This window comes from Amycolatopsis sp. 505 (assembly GCF_031625235.1).
Lineage (GTDB): Bacteria > Actinomycetota > Actinomycetes > Mycobacteriales > Pseudonocardiaceae > Amycolatopsis.
The window spans coordinates 889,147-905,831 of sequence record NZ_JACKQP010000002.1 but is presented as its reverse complement, the minus strand read 5'-3'; the positions used below and the strand labels follow the sequence as shown (position 1 = coordinate 905,831).

20 protein-coding genes are annotated in these 16,685 nt (G+C 71.3%); 15 read left to right on the top strand and 5 right to left on the bottom strand.

All coding sequences use genetic code 11. From position 1 onward, the window contains the following. Positions 1-142 precede the first annotated feature (142 nt). The 7 genes from H5965_RS11405 to H5965_RS11375 all read left to right on the top strand — a co-directional run bounded on the left by H5965_RS11405 (position 143) and on the right by H5965_RS11375 (position 3,752). Positions 143-694, top strand: a complete 552-nt coding sequence (locus H5965_RS11405) for an RNA polymerase sigma factor (RefSeq protein WP_310969568.1) — start codon at positions 143-145, stop codon at positions 692-694. Next, positions 685-1,257: an Asp23/Gls24 family envelope stress response protein gene (locus tag H5965_RS11400; protein WP_310969567.1), complete on the top strand. Its 573-nt coding sequence runs from the start codon at positions 685-687 to the stop codon at positions 1,255-1,257. The genes H5965_RS11405 and H5965_RS11400 overlap by 10 nt, the downstream gene beginning before the upstream one ends. After that, positions 1,254-1,616 (top strand): Asp23/Gls24 family envelope stress response protein, encoded by a 363-nt coding sequence (locus H5965_RS11395; protein ID WP_310969566.1) that lies wholly within the window; start codon positions 1,254-1,256, stop codon positions 1,614-1,616. The genes H5965_RS11400 and H5965_RS11395 overlap by 4 nt, the downstream gene beginning before the upstream one ends. Then, positions 1,613-1,906, top strand: a complete 294-nt coding sequence (locus H5965_RS11390; RefSeq protein ID WP_310969565.1) for a hypothetical protein — start codon at positions 1,613-1,615, stop codon at positions 1,904-1,906. The genes H5965_RS11395 and H5965_RS11390 overlap by 4 nt, the downstream gene beginning before the upstream one ends. Before the next feature lie 76 nt (positions 1,907-1,982). After that, positions 1,983-2,387, top strand: a complete 405-nt coding sequence (locus H5965_RS11385) for an Asp23/Gls24 family envelope stress response protein (RefSeq protein ID WP_310969564.1) — start codon at positions 1,983-1,985, stop codon at positions 2,385-2,387. A 310-nt stretch (positions 2,388-2,697) separates the two neighbouring features. Then, a complete protein-coding gene (locus H5965_RS11380; RefSeq protein ID WP_310969563.1) occupies positions 2,698-3,087 on the top strand; it encodes a DUF2784 domain-containing protein in 390 nt (129 codons plus the stop codon). 14 nt (positions 3,088-3,101) lie between these two features. Beyond that, entirely contained in the window at positions 3,102-3,752 is a 651-nt protein-coding gene (locus H5965_RS11375) for an RNA methyltransferase (protein ID WP_310969562.1), read from the top strand. A 1-nt stretch (position 3,753) separates the two neighbouring features. On the opposite strand, the gene H5965_RS11370 is transcribed toward H5965_RS11375, so the two are convergent. Next, positions 3,754-4,722, bottom strand: a complete 969-nt coding sequence (locus tag H5965_RS11370) for a cellulase family glycosylhydrolase (RefSeq protein ID WP_310969561.1) — start codon at positions 4,720-4,722, stop codon at positions 3,754-3,756. A gap of 68 nt (positions 4,723-4,790) precedes the next feature. Further along, positions 4,791-6,923, bottom strand: coding sequence for a molybdopterin-dependent oxidoreductase (locus tag H5965_RS11365; protein WP_310969560.1), 2,133 nt, complete (start codon positions 6,921-6,923; stop codon positions 4,791-4,793). Between the two features lie 51 nt (positions 6,924-6,974). Here H5965_RS11365 and H5965_RS11360 point away from each other — a divergent pair, with 51 nt between their 5' ends. Continuing rightward, a complete protein-coding gene (locus tag H5965_RS11360; protein ID WP_310969559.1) occupies positions 6,975-8,003 on the top strand; it encodes a glycoside hydrolase family 76 protein in 1,029 nt (342 codons plus the stop codon). Here the strand turns inward: H5965_RS11360 and H5965_RS11355 are convergent. The 3 genes from H5965_RS11355 to H5965_RS11345 form a co-directional block, all read right to left on the bottom strand. Next, complete coding sequence (locus H5965_RS11355) at positions 7,968-8,480, bottom strand: GNAT family N-acetyltransferase (protein WP_310969558.1); 513 nt, start codon at positions 8,478-8,480, stop codon at positions 7,968-7,970. The two genes, H5965_RS11360 and H5965_RS11355, sit on opposite strands and share 36 nt — an antisense overlap. A gap of 10 nt (positions 8,481-8,490) precedes the next feature. Then, the gene (locus H5965_RS11350; protein ID WP_310969557.1) at positions 8,491-9,357 is read right to left on the bottom strand and encodes a substrate-binding domain-containing protein; all 867 of its coding nucleotides are present in this window, start codon (positions 9,355-9,357) and stop codon (positions 8,491-8,493) included. Positions 9,358-9,427: 70 nt separating this feature from the next. Continuing rightward, the gene (locus tag H5965_RS11345) at positions 9,428-10,465 is read right to left on the bottom strand and encodes a LacI family DNA-binding transcriptional regulator (protein ID WP_310969556.1); all 1,038 of its coding nucleotides are present in this window, start codon (positions 10,463-10,465) and stop codon (positions 9,428-9,430) included. A gap of 106 nt (positions 10,466-10,571) precedes the next feature. On the opposite strand from H5965_RS11345, the gene H5965_RS11340 reads away from it, so the two are divergent. From H5965_RS11340 to H5965_RS11310, 7 genes are all read left to right on the top strand, one after another. Beyond that, on the top strand, positions 10,572-11,588 hold the full coding sequence (locus H5965_RS11340; RefSeq protein ID WP_310969555.1) for a substrate-binding domain-containing protein: 1,017 nt from the start codon (positions 10,572-10,574) through the stop codon (positions 11,586-11,588). Further along, on the top strand, positions 11,585-12,577 hold the full coding sequence (locus H5965_RS11335; RefSeq protein ID WP_310969554.1) for an ABC transporter permease: 993 nt from the start codon (positions 11,585-11,587) through the stop codon (positions 12,575-12,577). The genes H5965_RS11340 and H5965_RS11335 overlap by 4 nt, the downstream gene beginning before the upstream one ends. Beyond that, on the top strand, positions 12,574-13,383 hold the full coding sequence (locus tag H5965_RS11330) for an ATP-binding cassette domain-containing protein (RefSeq protein WP_310969553.1): 810 nt from the start codon (positions 12,574-12,576) through the stop codon (positions 13,381-13,383). Before H5965_RS11335 ends, H5965_RS11330 begins: the two co-directional genes overlap by 4 nt. Positions 13,384-13,385: 2 nt before the next feature. Continuing rightward, entirely contained in the window at positions 13,386-14,213 is an 828-nt protein-coding gene (locus H5965_RS11325) for a PfkB family carbohydrate kinase (protein WP_396136892.1), read from the top strand. Then, a complete protein-coding gene (locus H5965_RS11320) occupies positions 14,210-14,845 on the top strand; it encodes a nucleoside/nucleotide kinase family protein (protein ID WP_013230842.1) in 636 nt (211 codons plus the stop codon). Before H5965_RS11325 ends, H5965_RS11320 begins: the two co-directional genes overlap by 4 nt. Beyond that, a complete protein-coding gene (locus H5965_RS11315) occupies positions 14,842-15,582 on the top strand; it encodes an SDR family oxidoreductase (protein WP_310969551.1) in 741 nt (246 codons plus the stop codon). The genes H5965_RS11320 and H5965_RS11315 overlap by 4 nt, the downstream gene beginning before the upstream one ends. 70 nt (positions 15,583-15,652) lie before the next feature. Beyond that, positions 15,653-16,654, top strand: a complete 1,002-nt coding sequence (locus H5965_RS11310) for a 2OG-Fe(II) oxygenase family protein (protein ID WP_310969550.1) — start codon at positions 15,653-15,655, stop codon at positions 16,652-16,654. Positions 16,655-16,685 lie beyond the last annotated feature (31 nt).

Genomic DNA, 16,685 nt, shown 5'->3' with positions numbered 1-16,685 from the left:
GGTTTCGCGACCTCCGCGGCGCTCGCCCCGGAAGGACCACCGCGACGCGTGAACCTCACGGAGTCGCCCCGGTGACAGCCGTCACCCAGAATCACTGCGTGACGTTTTCCGCCCGCCGGTGTCCTCCCTGCGAGGAGGTGCCGTGACGACGACTACGCCGCTCGACGACGTGACCCTCGTCGGCCGCGCGCGGGACGGCGACGTCCGGGCGTACGAACAGCTCGTGCTGCGCTACCAGGGCCCGATGTTCCGGCTCGCGGTCAAGATGCTCGCCCACCGCGGCGACGCCGAGGACGTCGTGCAGGAGGTGTTCCTGAACGCCTGGCGCAAGCTGAGCCAGCTCACCGAGGACGCCGCGTTCGTCGGCTGGCTCTACCGGGCCACCACGAACCGCTGTCTCAACACGATCCGCTCGCGCAAGCCGCAGGCCGACGTCGACCTCGACACCGCCGAGTCGCCGCGGGCCGATCTGCAGCCGGAGCGGGCCGTCCAGGTGAGCAGTCAGCTCGCCGCCTTGAACGCGGCGCTGGCGCAGCTGACGCCCGAACAGCGGGCGTGCTGGCTGCTGCGTGAAGTGCACGGCCGGTCCTACGACGAGATCGGCGAGATCGTCGGCGTCAACGCGACCGCGGTCCGCGGCCGGATCGCGCGCGCCCGTGCCCAGCTGGCGGAGGTGATGAAGCCATGGCGATGACGGACTACGAGCTGCCCTGCGAACGCGATGTCGAACAGGTGTGGGAACGGCTGGACTCGGCAGCCGACGAGCACGAGCTGACCTGCCCGCACTGCGCGGCCGCGCGCGAGAGCCTGCTGGCGTTGCGCGAAGCGACGTCCGAGCTGGTGGCCGAGGAGGACGCGCCGTCGCCGGACCTGTTCGGGCGGATCATGTCGGCGGTGCGGGCCGAGGTGCGGCGCGGCTCGATGGTGCCGCTGCCCACCCCGGAACCCGGGTTCGTCGAGGTCAGCGAGCAGGCGGTGGCGGCCGTGCTGCGGTACGCGGCCGACACGGTCGACGGCGTCCGGGCGCGGCGCTGCCGGGTGCGAACCGTCCCCGGCGGGGTCGAGGTGGACCTCACCCTCGCGGTCAGCCTGCGGAACGCCGCGGGCGGCGAAGCGTTGGCGAAGGTGCGGGAGCGGGTGACCGCGGCGGCCGCGGCCCGGGTGGGCCTGACGCTGGTGAAGCTCGACCTGCTCGTGGCCGACCTTTTTGAAGAAGGCACTGTCGAGGACGACACGGTCGGGGGTCCAGGGGAATGAGCGTGGACTACGTCATCGCCGATCCGGTGATCGCCAGTGTGGCGGCGCGGGCGGCGATCACGACGCCGGGCGTGGTGCGCCTCGAACCGGGCCTGCGCGGCCTGGTGACGGCGTGGACGCGCGCGGCCCGCCGGCGCTGGAAGGGGCTCGACCCGGCGCCGTCGGACGGCGTCCGGGTCCGCACCACCGACGGCCGGGTGACGGTCCAGATCGACCTGGTCACCGCGGCGGCCGACCAGGCGGCCGCGGTGGGCCGCGCGGTCCAGCGCGCGGTGACGCGGTCCGTGGCCGAGCAGACCGGCCTGGTCGTCGCCGAAGTGTCGGTGTCCATTCTGGACATCGAGCCGGAAACCCGGTGACCGCCGACGAAGCCGTCGAGAAGATCGTCGGCGCCCTCGCGGACGTGGCCGGCCTCCGCCCGGCGACCCCGGTGCTGCCGGTGAGCCGGGAGAGCCTGGCGGTGGACCTGAGCCCGGAGGTGGTCCGGATCCGGCTGATCGCGACCCGGCTACCGATCCCGCCGCTGCTCGACCGGGCGGCCGGAGCCGTGCGCGAGGTGCTGGCCGGCACGGCGTGGGAAAGCGCGCGGCTGCGCCTGGAAGTCACCGATCTCGACGGCGCGGCGTTCGCGAGACCCACGTCACAGTGAGGGTCTCCAGTCCTTTGTGTCCTTAGCTACGAACAAGGCGGAAAGCCTTGCCGCGCAGGACATCCAGGGAGGAACCATGACCGAGACCGCACTCGTCACCAAGCAGGGCAGCACGACCATCGCGGACACGGTGGTCCAGAAGATCGCCGGCCTGGCGACGCGCGAAGTCCACGGCGTGCACGACCTCGGCGGCGGCGCGGCCCGCGCGTTCGGCGCCCTCCGCGACCGCATCCCGGGCGCGTCGGCCAGCGTCGGCCAGGGCGTGTCGGTGGAGGTCGGCGAGAAGCAGGCGGCGGTCGACCTGCAGGTGCTCGTCGAGTACGGCGTGCCCATCGCGGAGCTGGCGCGCTCGGTGCGCCGCAACGTGGTGACGGCCATCGAGCAGATGACCGGCCTGCAGGTCGTCGAGGTGAACATCAACGTCACCGACGTCCACATCGCGGGCAACGAGGAGCCGGCCGTCAGCGATCGCGTCGAGTGAAATCCGGCTGCCGGGCGGGGGACCCGGGCGTACCGTCGGGGTATGGAGGAGCCGCCGGAACCGCAGCGCCCAGCCGACCCGAACCGGAAGAAACCGGACGGTGCGCCGGACCAGTACCCGCACGAGGAGCCGACGCGGTACCCCGCCAAGCGGCCACCGGAATTCCCACCCGGTGTAACCCCTCCGTCACCGCGCAGGTGAATGGGTTGCTCCGCTGGGTTAAAAATCACAGGCCGGGGCACTCTTGAGGGCGGCCGGATCCACGTAGCGGAGTAAAGTCGCTGGTAGGGGGATCGGTGGAGGGGGTGCGATGGCGAAGTTCCTGGCCGACGTGACCGTCGTGGTGCACATCCTGGCCTTGGTGCTCATCGGGTTGGGCGGCTTCGTCGCCTGGCGCTGGCCGAAGCTGATCTTCGTCCACATGTTCGCCGCGGCCTGGGGCGTGCTGGTGAACGTGAGCCCGGTGCCGTGCCCGCTCACCGCTCTGGAGAACTACTTCCGCCACCAGCAGGGCCTCGGCGACCTGCCCGGCGGGTTCAACGCCTACTACCTCTACGGCACGGTCTTCCCGCAGTCGTGGCTGCCGGCGATCGGGATCATCGCGATCGTGCTGGTCGCGTACTCGTACGTCGGCGTCTACCACCGGTGGCGCCACCGCCACGACGAGGAAACCCACGTGCGCCCGGTCCACCTGGGCTGAGCGACAATCACCGGGTGAACTCCATACCCGGACCCACCGAGTGGGTGAGCCGCGAAGAGGTCGGCGTCGGCCCGTGGCCGGGTGAGTGGCCCGCGGACGAGCGGTACGACCCGGAGCTGCTGCGGGACGGCGACCGCCGCAACGTCGTCGACGCCTACCGCTACTGGCGCCGCGAGGCCATCGTGTCCGATGTGGACAGACGACGGCACCCGTTCCACGTCGCGATCGAGAACTTCCAGCACGACCACAACATCGGCACCGTGGTCCGGACGGCCAACGCCTTCGCCGCGGCCGAGGTGCACATCGTCGGCCGCCGCCGCTGGAACCGGCGCGGGGCCATGGTGACCGACCGCTACCAGCACCTGCGCCACCACGACGACGTCTCCGGATTGGTGGCTTTCGCCGAGGAGCGGGGGCTGGCCGTCGTCGGGGTCGACAACACGCCGGGGTCCCAGCCGGTCGAGACGGCCGAGCTCCCGCGCGAGTGCGTCCTCCTGTTCGGCCAGGAAGGTCCCGGCCTCTCCGCGGAAGCGCAGGCGGCGTCGGCCCGCACCGTGTCGATCGCCCAGTTCGGCACGACCCGCTCGATCAACGCCGGGGTCGCGGCCGGGATCGTCATGCACGCCTGGATCCGGCAGCACGCCGATCTCGGCCGCGCGTGGTGACCTACAGGCCCCAGCCCCAGCGCAGCTGCACCACCCCGGAAGCGTTGTTCGTCTCGAGGCCGCTGCCGCTCTGGCGCGTGATCGAGTAGGTGTCCCCGGAGCGCAGGCCGGGCCAGTAGACGACGCCCATCTGCCGGGACCGCGCCAGGTCCGTGGTCGCGGCGAAGTACGCGGTGAAGTTGTTGCCGTCCTGATGGCCGGCGGAGTAGTCCAGGCCGGTGGTCATCGGGGCGCCGGCCTCGTCGATGATCGTCCGCGACGAGTACGCCCCGAGCCGGTTGCTGAGGTTCGCCGTCCACGCCGAGCGGGTCGTGTCGGAGGCCCAGAAGCCGTAGAAGTGCAGCGAAAGCAGCGTGCCGGTCAACGCGCTCGCCGCGCCGACGCCGGTCACGTTGTCGTTGTAGCCGGTGCCGCTGATCAGCACCCGGCCGCGCGGGATGGCCGAGTGCCGGGACAGCCAGGTCGAGCACAGCGACACCCAGGCGTTCAGGCTGTAGCCGAACGGCTCGTTCATCGGCTCGAAGTACACGTTCCCGTTGCCGCCGTAGTCGGCGATCACCTTGTCCCACATGGTGTTCCAGGCGTTCGTGTCGTCGACGAAGCCGTCCTTGTTCGCTTCCCAGTAGCCGAAGATGACCTTCATGCCGTGGGCCAGGGCCGAGTCGGCGGCGCCCTTGTACCGCGCCCACCAGTCCGAATTGACGCTCTGCGGGTTGATCGGCAGCCGCACGGTGTTCGCGCCGAGCTTCTGCTGGAAGCCGGTGATGATGCCGTCGGCCTTGCCGCGGACGCTGTCGTAGCTGTCCCCGGCGGTCAGGCCGGTCGGGATCACCCAGCCGTCGACGTAGTTGTCGCGGGCGTCCGCCCAGTTGACGCCGCGGAAGCTGTTCGTGGCCGCGGACGCGCTCTGCGGGACGGCGAAGAGGGGAACGAGCAGGAGGGCGAGCAGCAATCGACGAAGGCGAGCCATGCGAACTCCGATGTTCACGTAAACATGCCGGTCGCAGAATCCTCGACGGCTCGCCGCGGTGTCAAGGGTCAGGCGGGGGTGACCTCGACCGGAATGCCGTTCAACACCGACGTTCCGGAGGGCCTGTCCAGAACTGTCTCATCCGTGAGGAGGTTCGAGTTCACGCCGGGGTTCGCGCGCGCCACCCGTGTTCGCGAGCCGTCGGCGTCGTGGCCCCAGCCGTGCGGGATGCTCACCACGCCGGGGCGCACCTCGTCGGTGATCTCGACCGGGACCTGCAGTTTTCCGGCGCGGGACGTCACCGAGGCGAGGCCGCCGTCGGTGAGGCCGAGGCGGCGCGCGTCGGCCGGGTGGACCTGGACCGTGCAGCGGTTGCCGCCGCGGACCAGGGGCGCCAGGTTGTGCATCCACGAGTTGTTCGAGCTCAGGTGCCGCCGTCCGATCAGCACGAGGTCGTCCGCGGTTTTCGCGAGTTCTTCCGTCAACCGCGGAACGTCGGCGACGATCGGCCCTGGCGCCAGTTCGATCCGGCCGGACGCGGTGCAGAGGACCTCCGGGATCCGCGGCTTCAGCGGCCCGAAATCCACGCCGTGCGGCGCGGCTTCGAGGTCGGCGAGCGTGACGTCGTACGGCCCCGCGCGCAGCATCAGGTCGACCAGGCGCGCGGGCCCGGTCCGGTCGTGGGTGACTTCCAGCCCGGCGCGGCGGGCGACGTCGGCCGCGACGAAGTCGTCCAGCGCGGCGACGTCGGCCTCCGGGCCCTGACCGGCGACGATGCCGGTGAGCCGCAGCATGGTTTCCCACTCCTGCGGCAGCGCCGACGGCAGCGTCGCGGGAGTCCAGTTGGCGATGTTGCGGATGGACAGCTGGTAGAAGGCCAGGTCGAAGTGCGGGCGCTCGAGCGGCGACGGGCCGGGCAGGATGACGTCGGCGTGGCGGGACGTCTCGTTGAGGTAGACGTCGACGGAGATCATGAAGTCGAGGCTTTCGAGGGCCGCGGCCAGCCGCCCGGCGTTCGGCGTGCTGAGGCAGGGGTTGCCGCTGATCGTGATCAGCGCGCGGACCTGGCCTTCGCCCGGGGTTTCGATCTCGTCGGCGAGCGTCGCGACCGGCAGTTCGCCGACGACCTCGGGCAGGCCGCGCACCCGGCTGCGCCAGCGCCCGACGGCGAACGGCCGCCGGTTCCCGGTGGGCTGGCACGCGGCCAGCGGGAACATCGCGCCGCCCGGTGCGTCGAGGTGGCCGGTGAGCACGTTGAGGACATCGACCAGCCAGCTCGCGATGGTGCCGAACGCCTGGGTCGTGGTGCCGATCCGGCCGTAGACCACGGCGTTTTCCGAGGTCAGCTCCCGGGCCATCCGGCGGATCGCCTCGGCGTCGATGCCGGTGCGCGGCGCGACGGCCTCCGGCGTGAACGGCTGCGCCAGTTCGCGGACGTCGTCGAGGCCGTTGAGGTGCTCGGCCAGGCGGCCGGGGTCGACGAGGTTTTCCGCGAACAGGACGTTGACCAGCGCGAACAGCAGCAGCGCGTCGGTGCCGGGCCGGATGGCGTGGTGCTCGTCGGCGAACTGGGCGGTGCGCGTGCGGCGCGGGTCGACGACGACGATCTTGCCGCCGCGGTCCCGGATCCCGCGCAGCCGCCCGCGGATGTCCGGCGCGGTCATCAGGCTGCCGTTGGAGACCAGCGGGTTGGCGCCGAGGATCAGCAGGTGCCGCGTCCGGTCGAGGTCGGGCACCGGGATGGCCAGCGGGTCGCCGAACATCGTGCCGGCGGAGTAGTGCTTCGGCAGCTGGTCGACCGAGGTGGCGCTGTAGAAGTTCTTGGTGCCCAAGGCTTTGTAGAGCACGCGGCCGTAGAGCGTCAGCGCGATGTTGTGCACGCCGGGGTTGCCCGCGTAGACGGCGACGGCGTCGCGGCCGTGCTGCTCGAGGATCGGCGGGAGGCGGCGGGCGATCTCGTCGTAGGCCTCCTGCCAGCTGACCTCGACGAACTCGCCGTCGCGCTTGAGCAGCGGGGCGGTCAGCCGGTCGGGATCGTGGTGCAACGCGCCGAGCGACGCGCCCTTGGGGCAGATGTACCCCCGGGAGAAGACGTCCCGCTCGTCCCCTCGGACGCGGGTGACCTGCTGGTTCGCGTCGAGCGTCACTTCGAGCCCGCAGGTGGCTTCGCACAGCGGGCACGTGACGTGGGCGGTCGTCATGACCACCGAACATACCGAGCGGTATGTCGATCGGCAAGGCACGATTGCGACATGGACGTCTCGGCCGCGGAACACGCGGTGACCTCCCGCCACCTGCGCCGGGTGTGGGCCCTGCCCGGCACGGTCCTCGGCCGCAGCCGCTGGCCGGCGGCGCTGGACCAGCGCGTGCACTGGCACTGGAACTACTGGTGGCAGGCGCACCTGCTGGACACGCTGGTCGACGCCCAGCTGCGCGCGCCCTCGCCGGCGCGCTTGGCCTTGATCCGATCGTTCGTGCGTTCGGTGCGGCTGCGCAACTTCGGCAAGTGGGTCAACGACTACTACGACGACATCGCCTGGCTCGGCCTTGCCCTGCAACGGGTTTCGTCGCTGGGCATCGACGTCGGCCCGGCCCTGGCGGCGATCGACACGCAGTTGCTGTCCGGCTGGACGTCGGCGGCGGGCGGCGGAATCTGGTGGCGCCGCGGCGACGACTTCAAGAACGCCCCGGCCAACGGCCCGGCGGCGATCTTCCACGCCCGCTCGGGGAACGTGGCCCGTGCGCGCGAGATGACGTCCTGGCTGACGTCCACTTTGGTCGATCCGGAATCCGGCTTGGTCTGGGACGGCATCCGGGCGGACACGGGCGAGCTGGTGAAGCACATCTACACGTACTGCCAAGGGGTCTACCTCGGCGCGTGCCTTGAGTTGTCCGAAGTGGACAATGCGGCCCGGACCGTGCGGGCGGTGGCGGAGCACCTCGCGCCGGGAGGAGTCATCCGCGGCCAGGGCGGCGGCGACGGCGGGTTGTTCGCGGCGATCCTGGCGCGGTACCTGGCGTTGGCGGCACAGGCGTTGCCCGGCCCGGAAGCGGCGACGGCCCGAGCGCTGGTCCTGACGTCGGCGGAGGCGTGCTGGTCGGGAGCTTTCGACGCGCCGGAGGGTCCGTTGTTCAGCGCGTACTGGGACCGCCCGGTGTCTTGGCCGCTGCCGGACGACGCCCCGGAGCGCGACATGTCGGTCCAGGTGGGCGCCTGGATGCTCCTCGAAGCCGCGGCGACGCTGTCACCAGACGTCGCCGGCCCGCCAGTCGGCGGTTAGCTCGACGTCGAGGTCCAGGGGCACCCGGCCGGGGAACACGTACACGCCGCCGTCCTCGTCTTCGGTGCGCTGGATGCCGTCCGGGGTCAGGGCGGACGTGGGGCCACGCCACTGCTGCCAGCCCCGGCCTTCGTACAGCGGCACGGCCTTCTCCGCGGCGCTCAGCGCACCGAGGTCGTACCCGGGCAGCAGCCGTTCCAACGCGGCCATCAACGCGCTCGCGTGCCCTCGCCGACGGTGGTCCGCGCGAACCGCCACGGCCTCGACGTACCCGGCGCGAAGCACGCGGCCGCCGTGCAGGAGCCGTCGTTGGACCAGCGAGGCGTGGCCGACCAGGTCGGTGCCTTCGTAAGCGAGGGCGTGGGTGCCGCCGAGGGAGTTCTCCCAGTCGGCGTCGGTGAAGTCGTTCTCGAAGACGTCGTGGACCAGGGTGCGGGCGGCCGGGGGCAGGTCGGCGGTGTGCGCGAGGCGGATCACCGCACCAGTATCAGCACCCGCAGGACGCGCCGTGCAGGAATTTCGGGGTCAGCCACACCGACTCCTGGGGACGGTCCGGATCCGCCATGCGGGACATCAGCAGCTGCACCGCGCGGCGGCCGACGTCGGCGATCGGCTGGACCAGGGTTGTCACCGCCGGGCTCACGCGGCGGGCCCAGTCCATGTCGCCGTAGCCGACCACCGCCAGCTCCGAGCCGATGCGGATGCCGCGGCGGTGGGCCTCGTACTGGACGCCCACCAGCATCGACTCGTCCGCCACCACCAGGGCCGTCGGGGAGGGCCAGCCGTCCAGGAGTTTGGCCGTTGCGCGGGTGGCGCCGCCCGCATTCGAGAAGCCGCTCTCCACCAGCTCGCGGTTGAAGCGCAATCCCGCCTGCTCCAGGCCGAGCCGGTAGCCGCGGATGCGCTCGCGGCTGACCTCCAGGCCCTCGTCGCCCGAGATCAGGCCGATCTTGCGGTGCCGCCGGTCGGTCAGGTGCCGGACCAGCGACGCCATCGCGTGCACGTTCTCGGTACCGACCTGGTCGACGTCGTTGCGGGCGGCCACACGGTCGACCAGCACGGTCGGCACGCCCATCCGGACCAGGCCGTTGACCACCGCTTCGTCGCCGGCCGAAGGCACCAGCAGCACGCCGTCCACCAGGTCCGCGCGCAGGGCGCGCACCACCGCCGCCTCTTCGCCCACCGTGTCTTCGGTGTCCGCCAGCACGACGTCGCACCCCGCCTGCGCCGCGGCCGCCCGGATCGCGCGCAGCAGCTCGCCGGAGTTCGGGTGCGCGTGCACCCCCATCGCGACGCCGATCCGGTAGGTGACCGGGGGGTCCCACAACCGGAGGTCCGGCGAAAGTGCGGTCATAAGCCCTCGCAGACGCTCAGCCGGAAACGTATCCGCTGAACGGCCACGCGGAGGTGTCAGGAACCCAGATTCACTGAAGTGAGTGAACCGGTGGGCACCCGCACGACTCGCGGTGACGCAGAGTGGGTGCCAGCCGCACCGTTTCGGCCTTGCGGGCCGGGTCGTTGATCCGGGCCAGCAGCAGCCGCACCGCCTGCCGGCCGATCTCCTCGATCGGCTGCGCCATCGTCGTCAGCGGCGGGTCGACCAGGTCGGCCCACTCGACGTCGTCGTAGACCACCACCGGCAGGTCCCGCCCGATCCGCAGCCCGCGTCGCCGCGCTTCGTGCAGCACGCCGACCATCATGCTGTCGTTCCCGACCACCAGCGCCGTCGGCGGCTCGGGCAGCGCCAGCAGCGTGCTCAACGCCAGCGCGCCGCCCTCGCGCGAGGAGTTTCCACAGGCCACGAGGTCGGACGACCAGGTCAGGCCGGACCGGCCGAGCCCCAGCCGGTAGCCGAGCACGCGCTCCTCGCTCGTCGACAACCCCGGTACGCCGCTGATCATCCCGATCCGCCGGTGCCCGAGCGTGGCCAGGTGCGCGGTGAGCGCCGAGGTCGCCTGGATGTTCTCCGAGCCGACCTGGTCGACGTCGGTGCGGGTGGCCAGCCGGTCGATCAGCACGGTCGGCACGTCGAGGGACACCAGCTCGCCGATCACCGGCCCGTCGCCGGGGGCGGGGGTGATGAGCAGGCCGTCGACGCGACGGGAGCGCAGCGCCCGCACGGTGTCACGCTCCGTGTCCGCTGCGTCGTGGGTGTCGGCCAGCAGGACGGTGTAGCCGTGCGTCGACGCCTCGCGCTCGATCGCCTGCATCAGCGTCGCGAAGTACGGGTTGGCCACCAGGGAGATCGCCATGCCGATCGACCGGGTGCCGCCGGTGACCAGCGAACGCGCGATGGCGTCGCCGGTGTAACCGGTCGCCTCGATCGCCCGCAGCACCGCCGCCTTGGTGTCCTCGGCGACCGCGCGCGTCCCGTTCACGACGTGCGAGACGGTCGTGATCGAGACGCCCGCGAGCTCGGCGATGTCCCGCTGCGTCGGCCGCGAAGACTTCGACCGGTCCATACCCGTCCTTTCCGGCAAGCGTTTGCGCAAACGCTTGCGCGCCGGGAGCAGTCTGTCTACCTTCCCGACCATCGGCAAGCCTCGACACGAACAAAGGCTGGAATCCATGAGACAGCGAAGTCTCGCCGCGCTCACGCTGGCCGCCGTCCTCGCCGCGACGACCGGGTGCACGGTCGAGCGCCACTGGGGTGGCAACACCAACACGGGCGGGAGCGGCAAGGCGAAGGTCGGCCTGGTGACCAAGACCGACACCAACCCCTACTTCGTGGAACTCCGCAACGCCGCCAGAGCGGCCGCGCAGGCCAACGGCGCCGACTTCAGCGCGCTCGCCGGCCAGTTCGACGGTGACAACGACGGTCAGGTCCGCGCCATCGAGAACCTCCGCCAGCAGGGCGCGAACACGATCCTCATCACGCCGAGCTCGTCCACCGGCGTGCTCAAGGCGATCAAGGACGCCCGCGACGCCGGGGTCCTGGTCATCGCCCTCGACACCGCCACCGAACCGGCCGACGCGGTCGACGCCACCTTCGCCACCGACAACTTCGCGGCCGGCGAACAGCAGGGCGCCTACGTCAAGGCCGCGCTGGCCGGCGTCCCGCCCAAGCTGCTGATGGTCGACGGCACGGCGGGCAGCACGGTCGACACCCAGCGCCACGGCGGGTTCCTCAAGGGCATCGGGCTGACCGACGGCTCGCCCGAAATCAAGGGCCACACCGCGGCCAACGGCGACCAGAGCCTGGCCCAGCAGGGCATGGAGAACCTGCTGCAGCGCAGCACCGACATCAACGCCGTCTACTCGATGAACGAGCCGATGGGCCGCGGCGCGTACGCGGCCCTGAAGGCGCGCGGCCTCACCGGGCAGATCGTCATGGGCTCGATCGACGGCGGCTGCGAAGGCGTCCAGAACGTCAAGGACGGCCAGTTCGCCGCCACCGTCATGCAGTTCCCGAAGAAGATGGCCGAGCAGGGGGTGCTCGCCGCCGTCGAATACGCGAAGACCGGCAAGAAGCCGTCCGGGTTCGTGAACACCGGGTCCGCCGTGATCACCGACAAGCCGCTGCCCGGCATCGAAAGCCACGACTCCGCCTGGGGCCTGCAGAACTGCTGGGGAGGCAACAAATGACCACGGCGACAGTGTCCACAAGGGAGCGTGAGTCGCTCGGCGACTTCCTCCTCCGCGCGCCCGCGGTCGGCCCGGCGCTCGCGCTGGTCGTCGCGATCGTGGTGTTCTCCCTGGCCACGGACACGTTCTTCGACCTCGACAACCTGTCCACCGTGGTCCAGCAGTCCCTGGTCGTCGGGACGCTCGCGCTGGGCCAGACGCTCGTCATCCTCATCGCGGGCATCGACCTGTCCAACGCGGCCTCGATGGTCGTCGCGACGCTGATCATGGCGAAGCTCGCCGCGGCCGGCACGAACGGCTTCGTCGCGCTGCTCGCCGGTGTCGTCCTGACGATCATCGTCGGCATCTTCATCGGCGGGCTCGCGACCCGGATCAAGCTGCCGGCGTTCATCATCACGCTGGGCACGTTCACCATGCTGACCGCGGTGTCGAAGCTGATCGCCGGCGGCCAGGCCGTGCCGGTGACCGACGGGCTGCTGCAGTGGCTCGGCACCAAGCGCTACCTCTTCGGCGGCATCCCGATCACCTACGGCATGACGCTGGCGCTGCTGATGTACCTCGTCGTCTGGTACGCGCTGACGAAAACCGCGTGGGGCAAGCACGTCTACGCGGTCGGCAACGCGCCGGAGTCCGCGCGGCTGTCCGGCATCAAGGTCAACCGCACGGTGCTGTCGGTGTACATCGTGGCCGGGCTGACCTTCGGCATCGCCGCCTGGCAGGCGCTCGGCCGGACGCCGAACGCGGACCCGAACCAGTTCCAGCTCGGCAACCTCGACTCGATCACCGCCGTCGTCCTCGGCGGGACGAGCCTCTTCGGCGGTCGCGGCTCGGTGCTCGGGACGCTGATGGGCGCCCTGGTCGTGGCCGTGCTGCGGTCCGGGCTGACGCAGATGAACGTGGACGGCAACTACCAGGACCTCGCCACCGGCGCCCTGCTCATCGCCGCCGTCGTGGTGGACCGGATCGCGCGGAGGCAGCAGCAGTCATGACCGAACCGATCCTCCAGGCCCGCGGCCTGGTCAAGCGCTACGGCCGGGTGACCGCCATCGACGGCGCCGACTTCGACCTCCTGCCCGGCGAGGTGCTCGCCGTGGTCGGCGACAACGGCGCCGGGAAGTCGTCGCTCATCAAAGCCCTGTCCGGCGCGGTGGTCCCGGACGAGGGTGAGATCAAAGTGGACGGACGGACCGTCCACTTCAAGTCCCCGCTGGACGCCCGGCACTACGGCATCGAGACGGTGTACCAGGACCTCGCGGTCGCGCCGGCGCTCGACATCGCGTCGAACATGTTCCTGGGCCGGGAAAAGCGGCTCAAGGGCCCGCTCGGGCTGTTCCGCAAGCTCGACACCGGCACCATGCGGTCGGAAGCGCAGCGGATCCTCGACGAGCTGGGCATCAACATCAAGTCGATCAGCCAGCCCGTCGAGACGCTCTCCGGCGGGCAACGTCAGGGCGTCGCGGTGGCCCGCGCGGCCGCGTTCGGCACCAAGGCCGTGATCATGGACGAGCCGACCGCCGCTTTGGGTGTCGCCGAATCCGGCAAGGTGCTCGACCTGATCGGCCGGATCCGCGACCGCGGCCTGCCGGTCGTGCTGATCAGCCACAACATGCCGCACGTGTTCGACATCGCCGACCGCATCCACGTGCACCGCCTCGGCAAGCGCGTCGCGGTCGTCTCGCCCAAGACGCACTCGATGAACCAGGTCGTCGGCCTGCTCACCGGCGCCTTGCGGCTCAACGAGAACGGTGAAGTGGAAGAAGCGGCCGCCGCGACCCACGTGGCCGGCTTGCAGTGAGGGTGCTGCTGGCGGGCTTGTGCACGGTGGACCTGGTCCAGCGGGTCGAGGAGCTTCCGGCGCCGGGCGAGAAGGTGCAGTCGCTGCGGGTGGACGTCGCCGCGGGTGGGCCCGCGACGAACGCCGCGGTGACGGCGGCCGCGCTCGGTGCCGAAGCGACCCTGCTGACCGTCCTCGGTGCGCACCCGCTGGCGGCGCTCGCCCGCGCCGACCTCGAAGCCCACGGCGTCCGGCTGATCGACCTGGCCCCCGGCCTGCCCGACCCGCCGCCGGTCAGCGCGGCCGCCGTCCGCGACCGCGACGGCGAGCGCACGGTCGTCTCCCGCAACGCCGGAGGGCGTGACTTCCCCGTCGAAGCGGCGTTTCCGGAGGCGGACGTGGTGCTCGTGGACGGTCACTACCCCGAGCTCGCGCTGGCGGTCGCGCGGGGCACGCGAGCCCCGGTCGTGCTGGACGCCGGCAGCTGGAAACCCGTGCTCGACGAGTTGCTGCCGCTGGTCGACGTGGCCGCGTGCTCCGCGCACTTCACCGCGCCCGGGCCCGGCCTGCACGAGCGCGGCGTTCCCACCGTCATCACCACCGCGGGGCCGCGGCCGGTGCGCTGGTCCACTGCGGACGGCGGCTCGGGTGAGGTGCCTGTTGCGGCCGTGGAAGCGCGGGACACACTAGGGGCGGGCGACGTCTGGCACGGCGCGCTCGCCGTGGCCGTGGCGCGCGAACCGACGGTGACGAACTGGATCCGCTTCGCCAACGAGGTGGCCGCCGAACGGGTGCGGCATGTGGGACCGCGGTCGTGGACGACCGCGATCGCAGGAAGGAACAGGACATGACGGCGTTCGACGACCTGCTGGCCCGGGCCGAGGGGCTGACCGTGCGCGGGCAGCGCAACGTGCTCGGCATCATCGGCTCGCCCGCGTCCGGCAAGACCACGCTCGCCTGGGCGCTGGCCAACGCGCTCGGCTCGCGCGCGGCCGTGGTCGGCATGGACGGCTTCCACCTCGCGCAGGTCGAGCTGCGCCGGCTGGGCCGCACCGAGCGCAAGGGCGCTCCGGACACGTTCGACGCCGCGGGCTACTACCACCTCATCCGGCGCCTCGCCGAAGGCCGCGAAACGGTGTACGCACCGGAGTTCCGCCGCGAGATCGAGGAGCCCATCGCCGGGGCCGTCGCGGTCCCGCCGGAGGTCCAGCTCGTGATCACCGAGGGCAACTACCTCCTGCTCCCGGACGACCCGTGGAGCGCGATCCGGCCGCTGCTGACCGAGGCCTGGTTCCTCGCGCCGGACGAGCCCGAGCGCATCGAGCGGCTCGTGTCGCGCCACCGCCGCTACGGCCGTTCGCTGGTCGAAGCCCGGCAGCGCGCGCTCGGTTCCGACCAGCGCAACGCCGACCTCATCTCGCAGACGCGGGACCGCGCGGACCTGGTTCTGGAGAACCTGCCGCTGGCCAACTTCGCGATTTGACGCTCCTCGTCACCGGCGGCAGCCGGGGCATCGGCGCGGCCATCTGCACGCTGGCCGCCGCGCGCGGGTACGACGTCGTCGTGAACTACTCGGGCGACGCCGAACCCGCGGAAGCCGTCGCCGCGCAGGTGCGTGCTTCGGGACGGCAGGCGCTGGCGGTTCGCGCGGACGTCTCCGACGAGGACGACGTCCGCGCGCTGTTCGACGCGGCGGCGGAGCTGGGCCCGGTGACCGGCCTGGTCAACAACGCGGCGATCGTCGGCAACACCCCGGGCCGGCTCGAGGACTACGCGGTCGACGTCGTCCGGCGCACCCTCGACGTGAACGTGACCGGGGTGTTCCTCTGCTGCCGCGAGGCGATCCGGCGGATGTCGACCCGCCACGGCGGCGCGGGCGGCGCGATCGTGAACATCTCCTCGACGGCGGCCCGCACCGGCTCGGCCGGGGAGTGGGTGCACTACGCCGCGTCGAAGGCGGCTGTGGACACGCTGACCTTCGGCCTGGCCCAGGAGGTCGCGGCGGACGGGATCCGGGTGAACGCCGTCCGGCCGGGCATGATCCACACCGGCCTGCACGCGGCGGCGGGCCTGCCCGACCGGATGGCGAAGTACGCACCGCAGATTCCGCTGGGCCGGGCGGGGCAGCCCGCGGAAATCGCGGAAGCGGTGCTGTTCCTGCTCTCGGAGGCGTCGTCGTTCACGACGGGTGCGGTGCTGGACGTCGGCGGCGGCCGCTGATCCTTGTGAACCGGCATTTCGCAGCTTTCGTGTGGTGAGCGTTCCCACACCGCGCGAAAGGTGAACAACAATGCGTACGTTCGAGCTGCCCGAATCCGTGAGCGGGGCGACGGTTGATCGGATACTGGGCAGGCAATTGGTCCGGACCTGGGAGGAAGACGGGATCTTCCAGGTCGCCGCCACGGCCGGGCAGGCCCGCATCACCGGCGAAGCGCTCGCCGAAAGCCGGCGGTTCTTCGCGAGATCCCTGCCGGAAAAAGCGAAGTTCGTCAGCGACCTGACCTACAGCGGCTACATCGCCTCCGGTGAGGAAGTGACCGCGGGCGAGGCCGACTACTCCGAGATCTTCACGGTGTGCCCGGACATCCCGCTCACCGACACCCGCGTCACCGAGGGCTGGCCGTGCCACGGACCGGTCCCGTGGCCGGACGACGGCTACCGGACGGCGATGGAGGCCTACCTCCGGGAGGTCGGCGAAATCGGCGAGAAGCTCCTGCGCCTCGTCGCGCTCGGGCTGGGCGTGGAGATCGACCGGCTGACGCGGCTGACCCGCGACGGCTGGCACCACATGCGCGTGCTGCGGTTCCCGGCCCGGTCGGCGACCACCGAACGCGGGATCGGCGCGCACACCGACTACGGGCTGTTGGTGATCGCCGCGCAGGACGACGTCGGCGGGCTGTTCATCCGGCCGCCCGTGGCCGGCGAGCCGCGGCGCCGGAACTGGCTGGCGGAGGAGAGCACGGCCGGGATGTACCAGGACGTGGAGCCGTGGCACTACGTCGAGCCCGAGCCGGCGGTGTTCACCGTGTTTCCCGGCGACATCCTGCAGTTCCTCACCGGTGGCCGGCTGCTGTCGACGCCGCACAAGGTCCGGCTCGCCGACCGCGAGCGGTACACGCTGGCGTACTTCCACGAACCGGCGTTCGGCGTCACCGTCCGCCCCCTGGCCGGCGGCGACGAAACCATCCACTACGGCACGCACTTCACGAACATGTTCACCCGCTGCTACCCCGAGCGGGTGACGACCAGGCGCATCCTTTCGGAGAACCGGATGCGGCTGCTCAGCCGATGAGCGTCACCGGCGGTCACCATCCGTAAGACGG

Bases quoted from the DNA above. Each gene is read 5' to 3' on its own strand.
- H5965_RS11385 (WP_310969564.1), top strand. From the start codon at position 1,983: ATGACCGAGACCGCACTCGTCACCAAGCAGGGCAGCACGACCATCGCG.
- H5965_RS11310 (WP_310969550.1), top strand. From the start codon at position 15,653: ATGCGTACGTTCGAGCTGCCCGAATCCGTGAGCGGGGCGACGGTTGAT.
- H5965_RS11340 (WP_310969555.1), top strand. From the start codon at position 10,572: ATGAGACAGCGAAGTCTCGCCGCGCTCACGCTGGCCGCCGTCCTCGCC.
- H5965_RS11330 (WP_310969553.1), top strand. From the start codon at position 12,574: ATGACCGAACCGATCCTCCAGGCCCGCGGCCTGGTCAAGCGCTACGGC.
- H5965_RS11395 (WP_310969566.1), top strand. From the start codon at position 1,254: ATGAGCGTGGACTACGTCATCGCCGATCCGGTGATCGCCAGTGTGGCG.
- H5965_RS11400 (WP_310969567.1), top strand. From the start codon at position 685: ATGGCGATGACGGACTACGAGCTGCCCTGCGAACGCGATGTCGAACAG.
- H5965_RS11365 (WP_310969560.1), bottom strand. From the start codon at position 6,923: ATGACGACCGCCCACGTCACGTGCCCGCTGTGCGAAGCCACCTGCGGG.
- H5965_RS11320 (WP_013230842.1), top strand. From the start codon at position 14,210: ATGACGGCGTTCGACGACCTGCTGGCCCGGGCCGAGGGGCTGACCGTG.
- H5965_RS11380 (WP_310969563.1), top strand. From the start codon at position 2,698: ATGGCGAAGTTCCTGGCCGACGTGACCGTCGTGGTGCACATCCTGGCC.
- H5965_RS11360 (WP_310969559.1), top strand. From the start codon at position 6,975: ATGGACGTCTCGGCCGCGGAACACGCGGTGACCTCCCGCCACCTGCGC.
- H5965_RS11350 (WP_310969557.1), bottom strand. From the start codon at position 9,357: ATGACCGCACTTTCGCCGGACCTCCGGTTGTGGGACCCCCCGGTCACC.
- H5965_RS11370 (WP_310969561.1), bottom strand. From the start codon at position 4,722: ATGGCTCGCCTTCGTCGATTGCTGCTCGCCCTCCTGCTCGTTCCCCTC.
- H5965_RS11345 (WP_310969556.1), bottom strand. From the start codon at position 10,465: ATGGACCGGTCGAAGTCTTCGCGGCCGACGCAGCGGGACATCGCCGAG.
- H5965_RS11335 (WP_310969554.1), top strand. From the start codon at position 11,585: ATGACCACGGCGACAGTGTCCACAAGGGAGCGTGAGTCGCTCGGCGAC.